This is a genomic window from Tenacibaculum aiptasiae (assembly GCF_965221665.1).
In the GTDB taxonomy this organism is placed as follows: Bacteria; Bacteroidota; Bacteroidia; order Flavobacteriales; family Flavobacteriaceae; genus Polaribacter; species Polaribacter aiptasiae.
On sequence record NZ_CBDCSN010000003.1, the window covers coordinates 255987 to 273910 of the forward strand.

At 29.3% G+C, this 17924-nt stretch carries 16 protein-coding genes; 4 read left to right on the plus strand and 12 right to left on the minus strand.

From position 1 onward, the window contains the following. Positions 1-32 precede the first annotated feature (32 nt). The 3 genes from ACOQN8_RS12880 to ACOQN8_RS12890 all read right to left on the minus strand — a co-directional run bounded on the left by ACOQN8_RS12880 (position 33) and on the right by ACOQN8_RS12890 (position 4646). A complete protein-coding gene (locus ACOQN8_RS12880) occupies positions 33-2633 on the minus strand; it encodes a zinc-dependent metalloprotease (protein ID WP_420552991.1) in 2601 nt (866 codons plus the stop codon). A gap of 106 nt (positions 2634-2739) precedes the next feature. Beyond that, on the minus strand, positions 2740-3309 hold the full coding sequence (locus ACOQN8_RS12885; RefSeq protein ID WP_420552992.1) for a YdeI/OmpD-associated family protein: 570 nt from the start codon (positions 3307-3309) through the stop codon (positions 2740-2742). Then, complete coding sequence (locus ACOQN8_RS12890) at positions 3309-4646, minus strand: M28 family peptidase (RefSeq protein ID WP_420552993.1); 1338 nt, start codon at positions 4644-4646, stop codon at positions 3309-3311. The genes ACOQN8_RS12885 and ACOQN8_RS12890 overlap by 1 nt, the downstream gene beginning before the upstream one ends. 281 nt (positions 4647-4927) lie before the next feature. On the opposite strand from ACOQN8_RS12890, the gene ACOQN8_RS12895 reads away from it, so the two are divergent. Further along, positions 4928-5566 carry a WG repeat-containing protein gene (locus ACOQN8_RS12895; protein WP_420552994.1) on the plus strand — a complete coding sequence of 213 codons (639 nt, stop codon included), beginning with the start codon at positions 4928-4930 and terminating at the stop codon, positions 5564-5566. Between the two features lie 74 nt (positions 5567-5640). On the opposite strand, the gene ACOQN8_RS12900 is transcribed toward ACOQN8_RS12895, so the two are convergent. Together ACOQN8_RS12900 and ACOQN8_RS12905 are read right to left on the minus strand one after the other, a co-directional pair. Beyond that, a complete protein-coding gene (locus ACOQN8_RS12900; RefSeq protein WP_420552995.1) occupies positions 5641-6969 on the minus strand; it encodes a hypothetical protein in 1329 nt (442 codons plus the stop codon). Positions 6970-7065: 96 nt separating this feature from the next. Beyond that, positions 7066-7449, minus strand: a complete 384-nt coding sequence (locus ACOQN8_RS12905) for a DUF6249 domain-containing protein (protein ID WP_272148734.1) — start codon at positions 7447-7449, stop codon at positions 7066-7068. A gap of 141 nt (positions 7450-7590) precedes the next feature. Between ACOQN8_RS12905 and ACOQN8_RS12910 the strand changes: the two genes are divergently transcribed. Next, a complete protein-coding gene (locus tag ACOQN8_RS12910; protein WP_420552996.1) occupies positions 7591-8175 on the plus strand; it encodes an RNA polymerase sigma factor in 585 nt (194 codons plus the stop codon). Next, the gene (locus ACOQN8_RS12915) at positions 8162-8575 is read left to right on the plus strand and encodes a hypothetical protein (RefSeq protein ID WP_420552997.1); all 414 of its coding nucleotides are present in this window, start codon (positions 8162-8164) and stop codon (positions 8573-8575) included. The genes ACOQN8_RS12910 and ACOQN8_RS12915 overlap by 14 nt, the downstream gene beginning before the upstream one ends. Here ACOQN8_RS12915 and ACOQN8_RS12920 read toward each other — a convergent pair whose 3' ends face one another. The 7 genes from ACOQN8_RS12920 to ACOQN8_RS12950 all read right to left on the minus strand — a co-directional run bounded on the left by ACOQN8_RS12920 (position 8576) and on the right by ACOQN8_RS12950 (position 16888). After that, positions 8576-9748 (minus strand): nuclear transport factor 2 family protein, encoded by a 1173-nt coding sequence (locus ACOQN8_RS12920; RefSeq protein ID WP_420552998.1) that lies wholly within the window; start codon positions 9746-9748, stop codon positions 8576-8578. 86 nt (positions 9749-9834) lie between these two features. Continuing rightward, on the minus strand, positions 9835-11250 hold the full coding sequence (locus ACOQN8_RS12925; RefSeq protein ID WP_420552999.1) for a T9SS type A sorting domain-containing protein: 1416 nt from the start codon (positions 11248-11250) through the stop codon (positions 9835-9837). A 193-nt stretch (positions 11251-11443) separates the two neighbouring features. Next, positions 11444-13234 (minus strand): DUF885 domain-containing protein, encoded by a 1791-nt coding sequence (locus ACOQN8_RS12930; protein WP_420553000.1) that lies wholly within the window; start codon positions 13232-13234, stop codon positions 11444-11446. A 140-nt stretch (positions 13235-13374) separates the two neighbouring features. Next, positions 13375-14418, minus strand: coding sequence for a M28 family metallopeptidase (locus ACOQN8_RS12935; protein WP_420553001.1), 1044 nt, complete (start codon positions 14416-14418; stop codon positions 13375-13377). A 67-nt stretch (positions 14419-14485) separates the two neighbouring features. Continuing rightward, positions 14486-15283 (minus strand): ABC transporter ATP-binding protein, encoded by a 798-nt coding sequence (locus ACOQN8_RS12940; RefSeq protein WP_420553002.1) that lies wholly within the window; start codon positions 15281-15283, stop codon positions 14486-14488. Between the two features lies 1 nt (position 15284). Next, the gene (locus ACOQN8_RS12945) at positions 15285-16319 is read right to left on the minus strand and encodes a FecCD family ABC transporter permease (protein ID WP_420553003.1); all 1035 of its coding nucleotides are present in this window, start codon (positions 16317-16319) and stop codon (positions 15285-15287) included. After that, positions 16316-16888, minus strand: coding sequence for a non-canonical purine NTP diphosphatase (locus ACOQN8_RS12950; protein ID WP_420553004.1), 573 nt, complete (start codon positions 16886-16888; stop codon positions 16316-16318). Before ACOQN8_RS12950 ends, ACOQN8_RS12945 begins: the two co-directional genes overlap by 4 nt. 179 nt (positions 16889-17067) lie before the next feature. Here ACOQN8_RS12950 and ACOQN8_RS12955 point away from each other — a divergent pair, with 179 nt between their 5' ends. Then, positions 17068-17847: a helix-turn-helix domain-containing protein gene (locus ACOQN8_RS12955; protein WP_420553005.1), complete on the plus strand. Its 780-nt coding sequence runs from the start codon at positions 17068-17070 to the stop codon at positions 17845-17847. The last annotated feature ends 77 nt before the right edge of the window (positions 17848-17924 follow it).

Sequence of the window (17924 nt, forward strand, 5' to 3'; positions counted from 1 at the left end):
TATGGTTTTACTATAGAATTAAATAAAAATTACTATTTAACCTCTTTTAAAGAGTTATTAATTAATAATTTTAATTGATTTTTATGTGCTTTAGTAGCAATATTTCCTAAACCGTTTCCAGACCAAGTTTTAATCTTTTTTAAGTTATATAAAGCCATAGCTTTAGCAGCATTAGTGTACCTACTGCTAGTTCTTCCTACAACCATTTTTAATAACATTTTAGTGTATTCAGTTTGTAGGTTTTGACGGAATGAATTTACATTTGTGTATAAATCAGCTTTGAAAATAGCGTTATTTAAATCAGTCATAAAAGTAGATAACTTGTACTTGTTACCATATAATTCAGAATCAGAAATTCTTTGTAAAGTATTTCTATGTAATATGTGATTTAAAACTCTCTTTTGATATCTTAAAACTTGTGCATGGATTTTTGGATCTTCTGGGCCTCCAAAGAAATTGTAACCACGTCTTTGTCTAGCTAAGAAGTTATATAAGTCTGAAGGAGCTTTAAAAGCATTTGGAGCAAAAACATAAGTTTTTAAAGCGCTCATAGCTCTTTTTTGGTCAGCTAAACTTACAGGTGTATAAGGTTGTGTACCTCCATTTTGTCCAGCCATAGCTCTATCTACATAAACACCACCAATGAAACGAGAAATTACTTCACCAGCTCTTGCAGCTTGTCCATTTAAAATATAATAAGCATTTCTTAATTCTTCATAAGTTTCTCCATCTTTAGAAAATCTATTTTTAATGTTTAGCATCATTTTATTAGCTAACTTAATTCTATCAATAGAATAGGTAATTTGATCATTAGATAAATCACCAGTCATAACTCTTGGGTCAATAGCTTTGCCAGCAGAACGCATATCATCAGCATCATTACCAAAAATTAATTCAGGTTGTGTAGATTTAGCTAATAAAGCTTTCATTTCTGAATCATTTTTAAATGGAGTATATCCAAATTGAATTGCCCAAATATCATAAGGACCAACAGCAGTATCGTAGTATTGACCTTGCTTTGTTCTATCTAAAGTTAAATTGATAGCAGCATAATCCATTACAGAACCAGTTAAACATTTTCCTTTGATAAAATCAGCATCAGCTAATTGAGCAGGAGAAAATAACTGACTAGCTTTCATGTTGTGGTTTAATCCTAAAGTATGACCAACCTCATGCATAATTAAAGACTTCATAGCCTCTCTTTTCATTCCTTCCATTTCTAAATCAGAAGCACCAGTAGCAGCTAAAACAGTTTTTCCAAACATCGTATTCTCATGCATTAAATGTCCAGCTGAACAATACATGTGATTATCTTTTTTAGAGAAAATATTATGAGCTTCCTCTTCAGAAGAAGCTTTTGATACTTCTCCAAAAATTTTATCGTACTGTACTCTGTTAGTAAAGTGAACATATTCTAGCATAATGTCAGCACCTAAAATTTCTCCAGTCCTAGGGTTTACAAAACTAGGTCCATAACCTCCAAATGGTGGGTTAGGAGAAGAAGTCCAACGTAAAACATTATAACGAACATCACCAGCATCCCAGTCTGCATCATTAGGTTGAACTTTTACAACCATTGCATTTTTAAATCCAGCTTTTTCAAAAGCTTCATTCCAAGCTAATACTCCTTCTTTAATAGTTTCAATAAATTCAACAGGAGTAGAGTTTTCAATCCACCAAGTAATTGGTTCAACAGGCTCTGAAATTGCTAATTCTGGATTCTTTTTAATTAATTTCCAACGGTGAATAAAATCTCTGTAGTTTACAGCTTCTGTAGATGTCATGTCATTAGTAGAGGTTAAGAAATAACCAACTCTAGGATCATCCATTCTTACTGTGTAATCATCTTTTGGCATATTCATAAAAGTGTGAAAAACTTTTATAGAAACATACCTACCATCAGTTATAGCATTAGAACCACCATTTAAAACAGAAGGGTTGTTGTATGTGTATTCTGTTTTAATATTTGTGTTTTCTGGATAGTTTTTAATGCTGTTTATTTTAGACTTCTTTTTGTCAAATCTTCCTAATTTGAAAGCAAATGGAGAACTTTTAGGAAAACGAGGCATTTTAATTCTAGTTAATGCTTCTGATAGAAATAAATCGTTAGCATTAATTAAATACTCACCTTTTTTATCATCTGAAGCTAAAATTTTAGTACTAGCTACAACAGCATTACTGATATTTGCATTGGCTGATTTTGATAGAGCATTATTTTTATCGAAATAAAAAGATGTATTAGGTTCTACAAATTCAATTTTATTAAAATATTTTTTAACATTGAAAACTCTAGAAGGGCGGTAAGCACCTCTAAAAGCTCTGGCTTCTGTAACACCATCAGCTATTTGTGAAAAGTAAATGTAATCTTTATTAAGCTGATCTTTTTTTAATAATAACTTAATGTCACCTGTTATTGTATCCTGATAAATAGGGAATAAACCATCTATTTTTTTACTACTCTTAGTTAAGTCAGCAATGGTTTTCTTTTTTTTCTTCTTTTTCTTTTTTGAAGGGATTTCAGTTTTGCTTTTTCCTTTCTTTTTTCTTCTCTTTTGAGCATTTATATCATTAATACCCAAAACAGCTAAAGCTAAAAAAAGCGAACATACTATCCTTAATTTTCTGTTAAGCATGTTTAAATTATTTAAGTTATGATTTGATTTAATATGGAAAATTAGTATTTGTTATTTTTTTCGATGTTAATAATTTGGTAAAATTCTAAGTGAGGTTCTTAAAAAATTACCTTTCTTTTTTGTTTTCCTCACATAATTGAACAATTGCTTCAAGTCTTTTAAGACGCGTAGCTTCCCTTTTCGCCTGATTGAGCCAATATAAGTATCCTTTTTTGTAAGATTTAGCAAAGTTTTGGTAGTTTTCAAAAGCGATAGGATTTTGATCAAATCTAATTTGCAAATCGTTAGGAATAACTAAATTTTCAACATCATCTAAAGCAGTCCATGAACCATTCTTTTTAGCAGTCTCAATTTTTTTTATTCCAGATGCATGCATCAAGTTTAAAGAAGTAAGTTCTTTGATATATTTTTTATTTACAGCACTCCAGATACTCTTATCTTTTCTAGGGCAAAAATATTGTTGTCTTTTCCCATCACCTAAACTTTTTACTGTAGAATCTATCCAACCAAAACATAAAGCAACTTTTACAGCTTCTTCCCAGCGCATACTTGGTATTTGAGTATCAACTTTGTATAAAATTAGATGAACTCCTGTACTTTTATCATGGTTTTCTAGTAGCCATTTTCGCCATTCAGTGTCAGTTTTAAAATAGTGTTGTGGTATATTTTTGGTCATTATTTTCTTATGATTTTTGAAGGAAAAGTAATTAAGCTTTCATATCCATTTTTACCTATAGCAGCAACACCAAAAAAATAATTATCTATTACAATACCATCTAAAGTAAATTCGTTTAAATTGTTTACATATCTACTATAATCCCATGTTGGTGATGTAGTTTCACGCCAATAAATTTTATATCCTTTAGCACCTTCAACTTTGTCCCACTTAAGTTTTACTGAAGCTTCAACAATTCCTCCTATACTAACATTTTTTGGAGCTGTTGGTGCAGAAGCAATACTAGCTAAGTTGATAGCATTTACAGCAGTTAATTTTTTTGCATAATCAAAGTTTACGAACTTTAACTTATCACCATATTCAATCCCATTTTCGGTTCTAATATCTTGGTGTTGTTGAGTGTAATTTTCATGAGCTTCCATAATTCTTACTCCTGCAAATCCAATATCATTAAAAGGACGGTGATGGCCACCACGACCAAACCTGTCTAAACGATAAATCATTTTTGGATTCATTTCTGGCATATACGTTTTAGTAGTTTTATGGATATAACGAGCTAGCTGACGAGAAATTCCATCTACTTCACCACCATAAAAACGTCTAGATTTTCTTTGTCTTTCAGTTTCAGTTGGTGGAGTAGGTTCAGAAAAAATTCTAAAAGTTCTATTATCAATAACTCCATCAACTCCTTTAATATTACCAATCATATCATTATTAATTACACCAATAATATTCCAATTATTATTTTTAGCAAAGTTGGCAAACCCCTTACCACCAAACAAACCTTGTTCTTCTCCTGATAGCCCAAGGTAAATAATACTATTCTCAAATTTATATTTACTTAAAACTCTTGCTGCTTCTATTGTTCCAGCTATACCAGAAGCATTATCATTTGCTCCTGGAGCATCATCTGTAAAATTATTAGGATCAGATACTCTAGAATCAATATCACCGCTCATAATAATATAATTATTAGGGTTTTTAGTTCCCTTTTGAACTGCTACTACATTTACTACCCAAACATCTCTAAGTATTCTTTTATTAGTTCCTTTTGCAACTAAATCTTTTTGATAATAAACATCTAAACAGTTATTGCAGTTTTTTGAAATATTTTCAAACTCTGATTTTATCCAACGCCTTGCAGCTCCAATTCCTCTTGTGTTAGATATAGTGTCACTTAGGGTATGTCGAGTTCCAAAATTTGCAAGTTTAGTTATATCTTTTTCAATTCTTTTAGCAGAAATAGAATCGATAATATCATAGATGTTTTGATCAGTTTGACTATATAAATTAAACGTTAAGAAAGAACAAAATAGGAGAGTAGTTAATTTTCTCATTTTTTAATGGATTTAGACATCTAAAATACGAAACAATAGAAAAAATGAAGGGTTGTCCCGCTTTCTTTAACGCTTTTGATGTAAATGTTTAATATGAAACTAAAGAGTTTAAATAAATTTACTAACTAATTTTTTTAAATTTAATATTAATAATAAGTTATTGTATTTTAAGGAAAGGGAAAATGAGGTAACAATTATTTAAAATGTTAAGGTCTTGATTTTTAGGTTTTGTGCATTGTTTTTTTGTTACATTCGCATCTTTAATCCCTAAAAATAGAGTAATGAAATTTAAATTAGCACTAGCGTTTATAGTACTGTCAAGCTTTTACGCTACTTCACAAGAATTTTTTATAGTAAAAAATAGAGAGCTTTATGGCATTGTAAATGACAAAGGAATGGAGATAGTTTCACCTAAATACCAAAGCATAGGAAATTTTGATGAAATAAAGAAAAATTGGGCAAAAGTTGAACTTGAAGGTAAAGTAGGTTTTATTGATAAATCAGGAAAGGAAGTTGTAGAAGTTGTTTATGATTTTATAAGTGATTTTGGAAAATATCATAAAGATTGGGCTTTAGTAAAGGAAAATTCATTTTATGGTTTTATTGATGGAAACGGTAATAAAATTGTAGATACAAAGTTTGATGAAATTCAAGAGTTTGATAAGTATAAAAAAAACTGGGCTTTAGTAAAGATTAAAGATAAATATGGTTTTATTGACAGTAAAGGGGATTTGGTGGTAATTCCGAAGTATACAAAAATTGAAGAGTTTGGTACTTATAGAAAAGGATGGGCCAAAGTTTGTGTTGATAATAAGAAGTATGGTTTTATTAATGAAAACGGTAGAGAGATTGTACCTCCTAATTACGATAGTGTAGAGTTTTTTAAAAAGAAACAAGGTGTAGTAACAGCTAAAAAATAAGCTTTTATAAGTGCATAAAATTAAACCTCATTTTACATGTAAAATGAGGTTTTTTTATGACTGTTTAATATTATTTATTTTTTGTTATAAAACCAAAAAGGAATCGTAATATCGGTTACTTGTACAGTATCTTTTTTTCGTATTCTTTTGCGTTTTAATCTTAAAATATGCTTTCCTTCAGTAAGCATTTTGGTAGGGATATACGTTTCAAAACCTACTTGGTTTTGTTTGTTTTTACTTATTAAGAAATCTGTATCATACAAAGTAGTATCTATTTGAATCTTGTACATTTCATTTAAAGCTTCAACATATTTAATAGCTAAACTATCTCTTTTTTTACGTGAAATAGGTCGTCCACTAGAGAATTGAATTCCTGTTTTAAATCCTCTTTTGTCCTCTTTAGGCTTTAAAGAAGGGGTGTAGTTGTATATTCTGTCTTCAACATTCTCATTAAAAACTTTAAAAAATTTAATATAAGGATCTGTAATTACTTTTGATTGAATACTAGCATTACTAACAAAATCATTTTCTTTCACCCTTAAGTCTTCATATTCTCTATTGTCGATATATAAATTAGAGTTAAATTTTGTACTATCTATATAATTTGATTTTTGAAGTTTAACAGAATTGAAAATAGATATTAGTATATATATAGGAATTAAAAAGAAGCTTATTCTTCTTGTAAACTTATTGTCTAAAAAGTTGTAAACCAAAGGTCTGTATAAGAAAGAGAGTGTTAGGTAGCTAAATATCCAATAAAAAGGAAAATAAATTTTAGACAACCACTTTTTCTTTTTTAAGTAACCTTGTGTAATAAAATCAATAAACATAAATATAGACCCTATTACTAAAAATAGCATTAAAACGATACCTAAAAATATTCTAAAACCTTCAGGTAGTTTATCATTTGAAAAAATATAAGTGGCTACTAATATAAAGGAGACAAAAATAATTGTGATGGAGATAACGTAAAATATTAATAGAAAAGAAGTAGCAAATAATACACTACAATAATTTTCTAAAGTCGCTACATATTTGTCAAAAGAAACAATTTTCTTTTTTAAGTAATTGGTAAAACGATTGTGATAGTTTAACTCTTTAAATTCTATATCTCCAGAAATATACCGGAGTCCTAAAGCGCCAATCCATAGCCCTCTCAAAACAACATGCACTAGTAAGTTAAAAATAAGAATATAACAAGCAACTAATGCAACAAGAAGTAACACAAAAGCATATATGTGTTTGTCGTTTTTTGCAGTTTCTACAGCTATTTTTACCTGAGGAAGCGCAGTAAATAAACCAAAAATTGCAAAACCAGAAATAATAAGTTCTAACTGCCAGCTCTCTTGTTGTAGCTTATCTAATAGCTGTTTAAAACTTTTGTTTTTGTAATTGTTACTCATAGTTATTTTTATTTCGTCTTAAAGGTACAGACTTTTTAAAAATAAAAAAACCACTTCAGTTTGAAGTGGTTTATATATTGTTATTTATAGTAAAGATTATTCATTGTCTAATTTTTTGGTAAGATTGAATCCAATAAATAGTGCAGCACCAGCGCAAAGAAATATTGAAGAGATAAAGAAAACTTCTGTGTCAATAGCATTACTAGGTCTGTTTTCCCAACCACCACTATATCCAAAGTTAGAACTTAATATAGCTCCTAACAAGACTCCAACTCCAATACCCATTGCTAATAAAGCTAAGTTTAATACTATAACTCTACCTGTTAAAGTTGATTTTTTTCGTTCTCCTTGCATAAAAATTTTAGCATCTACTCCTTTTTCTATTAAAGCTAAACGCTCTTTATTTCTTGTTGAATAGAATAAATAAAAAACTCCAAATATTACTGCGAATAAGAACATAAATACAATTGCTACTTCCATATTATTTAATTTTAAAATGATTATTTTTAATGTGTTTGCAAGTATGACAGAGATGCTCTGAAAAAGGTTACAAAAAAAATAAAAAAAACTTTTTTTAAAATAATTGTAACCTTTTTTAATGGTGTACAGTCAAAGGATGAAATGACTATTAACAACGACCAAACATATATTGATAAAGTATTAAAAGGAGATACTAATGCGTTTTCTATTTTAGTAGAAAAGTATAAGGGTATGATATTTACTTTGGCATTAAAAATGTTAAAGAGTAGAGAAGAAGCGGAAGAAATATCTCAAGATACTTTTATTAAAGCTTTTAAGAATCTAGATAGATTCAAAGGAGAAGCAAAATTTTCTACTTGGCTTTATAAAATAGGGTATAGAGCTTGTTTAGATAATTTAAAAAAGAATAAAGGAAAGTATAATACAGATACTATAGACGAAATAACGATAAATAAAATAAAATCTACAGAAGGTATTTTAGAAGGTTTAGAGAGAAAAGAGCGAGCAGAAATTATAAATACTTGTATGATGAGTTTGCCAGAAGATGAGCGATCTATTTTATGGATGTTTTATTTTGAAGAATTAAGTTTAAAGGAAATTATTGAGTTAACGGAATTTTCAGAATCTAACGTAAAAGTAAAATTACACAGAGCTAGAAAAAGATTGTTAACCATTGTAGAAAAAAAAGTAGAACCTGAATTAATTAAGCATTATGGGAGAAAATAAACATATAGAGGAGTTAGATGCTTTTGCAAAAAAATATATACAAGAAATAGAAGTAGAACAACCATCATTAGATTTTACATCTAACTTAATGAGTATTTTAGAGAAGGAAGAAAATATTGCGTTATACAAAGCTACTCCTTTAATTTCTAAAAAGGTTTGGGCTGTTCTTTTAAGTATTTTAATAATCAGTATTTTTTATGTGTCAAAAGGAACATCTATAGGTTGGGTTAAGATTCCGAAGATTAAATTTGATTATTTCTCTAAACTTCAAAGTTTTAATTTTTTAGAAGGAATTACAATTTCTAATACAGTATTGTATACTTGTTTCTTTTTTACATTAATGATTTTTGTACAAATTTATTATCTAAAAAATCACTTTACTAGGAACTTAAATATGTAATTATCTAACAAATCTAACAGTACTAATTTTCCCATTGGTAATTTCATAAATAGCAACGGCTTTAAATTTATTTCCATTAGCAGTTACAAGTTCTTCATCTATAACAACATTACCTTTTACTACTCTGTTAAGGATTTTACAGTGTAAATCCTTTGTCTTTTCAAACATAGGAGCGTAACGTTTTCTCATTTCTTCTATACCTTCGTAATTCAGTTGGTTAGGATAGGTGTATACTTTTACATTTTTGGCATAAGGTTTTAAAAATGCATCAATATCTCTTTTGTTATATCCATCTAATTGCTCCTGAGCTAAAACTTTAGGAGAAACTTCAGCAACTAAAGCTAGTTTAGTTCCTTCTTTATTTACAATAATTCTTGAAATATTATTGATATCCTCATTGTCGAATCTATAAAAAACCGACCATTGTTTATCTATTTTTGGATTAAACTTTAAAATCATATTTTTATAAGCGGCAAGTATGGTTCCATTTGGTAACCAACATACATCTTCGCTTGTTCCCGTTTTTGCAAGTTTTTTAGTTTTTTTGGTTAAAGGATCAAGCGACCAAATTTCCCATTGTTTTCCCTTTTTTTTCATAAAACTAACAAGATTGCTATTAGGGATTTTATGGAAAGAACGTCCAGTTTGATTGGTTATAAAGATGTTTTTTTTCTTTTTTAAATCACTTATAAAAAGTTGAAGACTATCGTTTACTATTACAGAAGAAATAACAGTATTTTGGTTATACCACATAGGATATGCAACAACTAAATTCTTGATTAATTCTTTAGAGATTCCAGATTTAAAATTATACTGATAAAACCGTTGTAAACCGTCTTTATCTAAGCGTACAGCAGAAATGTTTTTGGAATTTGGAATACGTTGAGGAGAGTATTCACCACCATTTGGTGTATTACTTACAAAATTCTTCTTACCAGAATTAATATCATATTTTAAAATATCAGTTTGTCCATTTCTACTAGAAGAAAATAGAATGGTATTTTTATTATAAAAATAAGGTTGACTATCATATCCGTCATTATTAGAAATGTTTTTACCGTTAGAAACACTCCAGCTTTTATTATTTTGTTTTAAATCAAACACATAAACTTCAGTATTTGTTTGGGCAATAGCATAGGAGGTAATAAATAATGAGAATAATAGCTTTTTCATTTGTAATAATATTAGGTATACAAAATACAAAATCCAGAGCTTTAAAACTCTGGATTTAATGAATAATATAAATTAAATTTCGAAACTTATTCTTTTACGAATTTTTTTAAGATTGATTTATTCTTGTCTGTAACAATTTTAACCGAGTAGACACCTTTTTCTAGTTTAGATACATCAAGAGTAAAAGATGTTGTCTCTAGAACCTTGATAGCATTTAGGTTATAAATTTCAATTTTTTGAATATCTTTTCCTCCTTTGATATTTAATATGTCTTTAGTTGGATTAGGGTAAATAGCTATTTCACCGCTTGTTTTATATCCAGCTATAGGAGAAGGACCAGTAACTGATTTGTCTGGTAAGATGGCATCGCTTGCTTCTGCACAAGGATAAATGCTATAAGCAACGCCACTATCTTTGTTCCAAGAGTTATTTGGTGTAAAACCATTATCTATTTGTATACATTTCAAATTAGGATTACCAGTAACATCAAATGTGGTAATGATGCTATTGTTTCCATTTGCAACATTTACTGTTTTTAAGTTACAGTTCCAACCACTTAAATTTTCTAGTTTAGTGTTAGTAATTAAAGAAAGTTTTTCAATAGGATTAGCAGCACAATAAAGAAATACTAGATTTATATTTTGAGAAACATTTAATTTAGTCAAATTGTTTCCAGCACAAGCTAGATATGTCAGATTTGTAAAAGCTTCAATTCCTGTTAAATTATTAATGTTTTTACTCCCAACATTTAGGTATGGCCCGTAGGCTTGTGCTTCAGAAAGCTGAATTTCTCCATCGTTATTTATATCAATGGCAGGAGTGTTGTTTAATAAAGCATTTTTAAAATTAGTATCTGGAATATTTACAATTTGTGAAGAGTTACTTTTATAACCTCTTAATGGAGTAGATCCCATTACAGTTTTATCTGGTAAAGCAGGATCTATACTTTCTTTACAAGGATAATTGCTATATACAGTGGCTGCATCTTTAACCCAAGAACTTAATGGAGAAAAATACCTATCTATTTGAATACATTTTAAATTTGGATTATAAAGAGTATTAAAAGTAGTCATAATACTATTATTCCTATTTGCAATGTTTAACGATTTTAGATTGTTAGCCGATGCGTAAAAAGTTTCTAATTTAGTATTTCTGCTAACATCTAATTTTTCAATTTGATTATACATGCAAAATAACATTCTTAGTTTGGTATTATGGCTAACATCTAATTTAGCTAAATTATTGCCATCACAAGCAAGAATAGGAATGTTGATAAAAGCTTCAATTCCGGTAAGGTCTGAAATATTCTTACTAGAAACTGTAATCGGATTGTTCCAAGCATGTGCTTCTGAAACTTGAATTTCTCCATCATTATTAGTATCGATGGTAGGTGAGTAGTTAATTAGAGTATTCTTAAAATTGGTGTCAGGAATGTTAACGATTTGGCTAAATCCTACATTGGAAGCTAAAAACAAAGCAAGTAAAGTAATTGTTCTTCTCATTTGAATTTTATTTGTTGGTTATTGACTTTTGAAAACAATATAAAAGGGGAGAAGAGGTTAATGAATAAAATACTTTCCGAAATGCTTGTTTGGTTTTCCGAATGAGAAACAAAAAATCCACCTTAAAGTAATTAAGATGGATTTTAATGTTTTAAATAGTATAAAGTTTTCTTTCAATAAAAGAGGATTTCTCTTACTTTTTATTGGCTATCCAATTATCGATTTTATTTTCTAACAAGGCTAAAGGTATACATCCAGTTTCTAACACTTGATTGTGGAATTCTCTAATATCGAATTTATCGCCTAATTCTTTTTTAGCTTTAGCACGTAATTCTCTAATTTTTAATTGACCAATTTTGTAAGATAGTGCTTGCCCAGGATTAGCCATATAACGCTCTATTTCAGAAATAATACTAGCTTCACCTTCAGCTTCATTATCTAAAGAGTATTGAATAGCTTTTTCACGAGACCAACCTTTAGCATGCATACCAGTATCAACAACTAAACGAATAGCACGGTGCATTTCCATACCCAACATTCCAAAATATTGATAAGGGTCTGTATATAATCCTAATTCTTTACCTAAATTCTCAGTATATAACGCCCATCCTTCACCATAAGCACTGTACCATAAAGTTTTTCTAAAATCAGGTAAGTCTTTATTTTCTTGAGTTAGTGAAATTTGATAGTGATGTCCAGGAATAGCTTCGTGTAAAAATAAAGCTTCATCAGAAAATACATTGTACTTCGAAGCATCAGGAATAGGAGTGTAAAAAACACCTGGACGAGTTCCATCTAATGATCCTGGGTTGTATTCTGCACTAGCAGAAGCTTCTCTGAATTTTTCTGTTTGTTTTACAACAAAAGGAGTTTTTGGTTTGTTACCAAATAACTTTTCTAATTGTGGCTTCATTTTTTCATGAATAGCATTGAAGTTATCTATAATCTCCTTTGGAGTAGTGTATGGCATTAATTCTTTGTTTTCACGAACAAAATTGAAGAATTCTTTTAAACTACCTTTAAAACCAACTTGTTCCTTTACTTTTTCCATTTCAGTTAAAATACGAGCAACTTCTTTCAATCCTAATTCATGGATTTCGTCAGCAGTCATATTTGTAGTGGTATAGTTTTTAATAGAATGATCGTAGTAAGCTTTTCCATTTGGAATATCAGATATTCCACTACTTTCTCTTCCAGCTTTTAAATAATCTGTTTTTAAGAAGTTATACATTGCTTTAAAAGACGGTATTAGTTTATCTTTTAAAGCACTTGTGTATGCTTCCTTTAATTGTTTTTTATCCTCATCCGAAAAGCTATCAGGGAATTTGTTTATTGGAGAATAAAATAAGTTTTCTTCTACTTTTGCAGTGGCTAAACCTTCAAATTGAGGAATTACTTTTTTTATTAAAGAAAGCGGAAGTACATATCCTTCTTTAATTCCTTGCTTCATTCTTTTTTCAGCTGAAATTAACCAAGTATTGTATTTGTTTAATCTGCTTAACCAATTTTCGTAATCTTTAACTGTTTTAAAAGGCTGAGCACTACTACCGCTACCTAATGTACCCATTGTTAAGTTAACGGTCCACATTTGGTTAATAGGCATTAATAAATCGTTTTTAAAGCTATTTTGAGCCAATGCCATATCGCAATCCCAAGCTAAAACAGCTTTACTCATTTGTTGACTTTTTGTTAAATCGGCATCTTTAAAATTGTTTAATTTAGCTTTATAAGAGTTGTAAAACTCGTTGCTTTTTGTTTGGTATTCATCAGACAATGTGTTTGGAAATTGATCATTAAAACGGTTGTCTCCAGCAAAAGTTGCATTAATAGGGTTTAACTGTAATTTACCTTCATTGTAATCTTTTAAAAGCTGATTAAATTCAGTATTTTCTGATACAATTTTTTTTACTGCTTCTTTTTTTTCTTGCTTACAAGAAGCTAGCAACGTAGCAAAAGTTACTATAGTTAAGAAGATTTTCTTCATGATTTTGTTTTTTGATTGCTAACAAATATACCAAAAAGAAAAGCCAAGAAAAGTTAAAAGCTTAGTTAAGTTTTGAGTAAGAAAAAGGAAAAAGCCTCTCCAAATCAATTTGGAGAGGCTTTTTCTATAAAAAAAATTAATTATTTTGTTGTATCTGCTTTGTCAACAACAATACGGTTCTCACGATTCGCAACTTCCCAAGCAGTATGGAAAACTAAACGAGCTCTATTCTCTAACATTTCATAATTAATTTTGTCAGGGGTATCCGTTGGTTGGTGATAATCGGCATGCGTCCCATTAAAATAAAATATAATAGGAATGTTGTGTTTTGCGAAATTATAGTGGTCAGAACGATAATAGAAACGATTAGGATCGTTTTCATCGTTATATTTATAATCTAAATCAATGTTTGTATATTTTTTATTCATTGCCTCAGATATATTATGTAATTCTGTACTTAACTTATCAGCTCCAATTAAATATACATAGTTAGGGTTTCCTTTGTGACGATTGTCAACTCTACCTACCATGTCAATGTTTAAATTTGTAACTGTATTAGCTAAAGGAAAAATAGGGTTTTCCGTATAGTATTTTGAACCTAATAAACCTTTTTCTTCGCCTGTTACGTGTAAAAACAAGATAGAACGTTTAGGTCCTTTACCTGCGTCTGCAGCTTTTTTAAATGCCTCAGCAATTTCTAAAATGGCAACAGTACCTGAACCATCATCATCAGCACCATTGTAAATTTCTCCGTTTTTTACACCTTCATGATCTAAATGAGCAGAAATTACTACAATCTCATCAGGTTTTTCGCTTCCTTTAATAAAAGCAACTACGTTTTCAGAATCTTTTAATTTCATTCCTCGACGATTATTGCTTAAGTAAGCAGAAGGAACCTCTTGGAAATAATCATCACCTCCTAATGGAGATGCTATGCCTGTGTTTACATAAAAATCTTTTAAATATTTAACAGCTTTTTTCTGACCTGGTTCTCCTGTATCACGTCCTTCAAATTCATCAGAAGCATATACAAATAAATGTTTTCCAAGATCCTTGGCTGTAATGGTTTTTGCAAATTTTTCAGCATAATCTATGTTTAAATCGCTATCAGTGCTTGCTGTTTCTTTACTAGCTCCACAAGCTACAAGGGCTGCAGTACCTGCGATATAAAATAATTTTCTCATTAATATAATTTAATTAAAGTTTTGGTTTGATTAGTTTTTGATAACATAATGTTACATAGAGCCAAATTTAACTCTTCTTTATAACGAACTGTTCTAATGTTTTGTTAAAACTTATAAGCTCTTTTGGGAACAATTCTTCAAAAGCATTTTGCTTGATTAATTCTTTTGATGTTCCGTTATATATTTGTTTTTCAGAGAGTAAAATAAACTCATCCGCTAATTGAATTGCTAAGTTTACTTCATGAGTAGATATGATAATAGTTTTATTGGTGTTTTTAACTAGTTTTTTTAACAGAGAAAACACCTTAAAAGTATGGTGAATATCTAAATGGGCTGTAGGTTCATCTAATATGATAATTTCGGTATCTTGTGCTAAAGCTCTAGCAATAAGTACACGTTGTAATTGTCCATCACTTAATTCATGAAATAGTTTATCTTTTAAATGTACAATTTCTGTTTGTTCTATGGCCCACAGGATTTTTTTTAAATCGTTTTTAGATAATTTATCTATCCAATTTGTATAAGGTTGACGACCTAAAGCAATCAATTCAAAAACGGTTAATTGACTTTGTGGTAAGCGTTCAGTTAAAACTAAACTTAAAGAAGTTGCTAATTCTTGATAAGAATAATTAAGAATATTTTTTTGATTGATTTCGATAGAACCATCCAATGGTTTTTGAACTTTAGAAAGTGTACGTAATAAAGTGGACTTACCAATTCCATTCTTACCCAACAAAGCAATAAATTTCCCCTTTTCTACAGATAAATTAATACCAGAAGCAATAGCAGTTTGCTTCTTTTTGGTTTGATAGCCTATGGAAAGGTTTTCAGTTTTAAGAACGATATGTTTTTTAAGATTGGTCAAATTATACGTATATTTTCTTTTTTCTAATTAAAAGCCAAATTACAATTGGAGCTCCAAATAATGAAGTAATAGCATTGATAGGTAATGTAAACTCACTTGTGGGTAATTGAGCAATAGAGTCGCAAATTAATAATATAATAGCGCCGATTAATGCTGAAGCAGGTAATAATGTTTTATGATTGGATGTAGAAAAAAAGATTTTTGCTATGTGAGGAACCGCCAATCCTATAAAAGCTATGGGCCCAGAAAAAGCTGTAATAACTCCAGTTAATAAGCTGGTAATTAGTAAAATAATAGTTCTGCTTCTTTTTATGTTTATTCCTAGGCTTTTAGCGTAGTTTTCACCTAATAAAAAACTGTTTAAAGGCTTGATAATTGTAAAAGTTCCAAGAATACCAATAGTATAAATTATTCCAAAAACAGTGAGTTCAGTCCAAGTTAAATTTCCTAAACTTCCAAAACTCCAAAACATATATTGTTGTATTTGTTCAGCTTCACTAAAATAGGATAGTACACTTATTATAGCTGAAGTTAAGGAACCAAACATTAGACCAATTATAAGGATAGACATAGTGTTTCGAACTCTATTGGCAGCAATAATTACTAAAGTTAAAATTAAAAAAGATCCTAAACTAGCAGCAACAGCTGTTCCCCAATTAGAAAAAGCAAGTGTTGTAAGAAAATTACCAAATAAACCAGCTCCTAAAATAAGTAGTGCAACACCTAAACTAGCACCTGAGGAAATTCCTAAAACAAACGGACCAGCTAATGGATTTCTAAATAAAGTTTGCATTAATAATCCACAAATAGATAACCCAGAACCAACCATAATTGCTGTAATAGCCTTAGGTAATCTAAAATTTAAAATGATAGTTTGCCAGCTATTTTTAGAGGCAATACCGCCAGTTAACGAATTGAAAATATCTTTAAAAGGAATGGAAACAGATCCTAAACTAATGTTTAAAAACAAGAAAATGATTAGTAAAACAAATAGCAGTAAAAAATATTGTGTATATGTTTTCTTACCTTTTATCATTTCTTTAAAAAATCAACAAGTTTTTGAATAGCTAAACCTCGATGACTGATTTTATTTTTTTCTTCTGAAGTCATTTGAGCAAAAGATTGTTCATATCCTTCTGGTTGAAAAATTGGATCGTAACCAAAACCTTTTTCACCTTGTTTTTGAGTTAAAATTTCACCTTTGCAAATACCATTAAATAAAAACTGTTCTCCATTTAAGTTTAAACAAATAGAAGTTCTAAATTGAGCTAGTCTGTTATTTTCACCATCTAATTCAGTTAATAGTTTTTGCATGTTATTTTCTGCGTTTGCAGGTATGCCAGAATAACGAGCAGAGTAGACACCTGGAGCTCCATTGAGACTTTCAACTTCCAAGCCAGTATCATCAGCAAAACAATTAAGCTTAAATTTTTGTGTAATATAATTAGCTTTAATAATTGCATTTCCTTCTAAAGTAGTTGCAGTTTCTTTAATATCATCAAAACAATTAATGTCTTTTAAAGAAAGTAATTCAATAGAATTTGGAAGCATTTTTTGTACTTCGGCTAGTTTGTTTAAATTATTTGTGGCGAAAACAAGTTTCATTTATTGCGTGTTTGTGTTAACAAATGTATCATTTTTTATCATCTTTGTAATTAATATTTATAGTTTTTCTAAAAAAATAGAAAAGGCTGTAGGTGTTGTAAATAAAGGAAAGTCGTATAAATGTCGGGTTAAAATCAATTAAAAAGTTTCACCAAAAAGAAAATCAAAAGTAACATTGTATGAAAAATGAAAATTTACTTACCATGAAACAGCCAGAGTTAGGAAAAAAGATTTTAGAGTTAAGAAAACAAAAGGGACTTACTCAAGAAGAATTAGTAGAAAAATGTAATATTAATGTTCGAACTATTCAAAGGATAGAAGCAGGTGAAACAACTCCAAGAAGTTTTACAATAAAAACAATATTACAGGCATTAGATGCAGATATAAATACCTTTAAAGAAGAAACTGAATTAACTATTCAAGACCGAAAAGTATTGAATTTAGCTTGGGTGTTTGGAATAGTATATTTTGTTTTTGGTTTTATAGAAACTATTGCTGATATATATCAATTTACAGAAGATACATCAACCTTAAACAAAATATTATACACTGTTGTTAAAGTAATTTCTTCTGCGGCTTTTGTAATTTTCTTTACAGGCTTTTTAAGAATAGCAAAAATATATACATACAAGTTATTAGAAATTGTAGTTTACGTTATGATGATTGCTTACGTAGTTTCAGAAATACATGATATATTTCTAATAAATTCATCTAATGAAACGATAGTTATAACCGGAATAGTAGAGTTTGTTGTTTTTGGAGCTATCCAAATTATTTTTGGATTAAGTTTATTAAGATTGAAAGATAAATTAGGAACCTTAATTCAGATAAATGGAATTATGGAAATAATAACTGGGGTTTGCTTGGCTACCATTGTTCTAGCGTCTCTTGGAGCTGTTTTTTTAATTCCTACAGTTGTAATAGAAGTAATTGTACTATATAAGTTAGCAAAAAAGTAGCTGAGAACTTAAAATGAAAGAATAAAAAAAGCGAAACTTTATTCAAATAAAGTTTCGCTTTTTTGTCAAATTAAAAG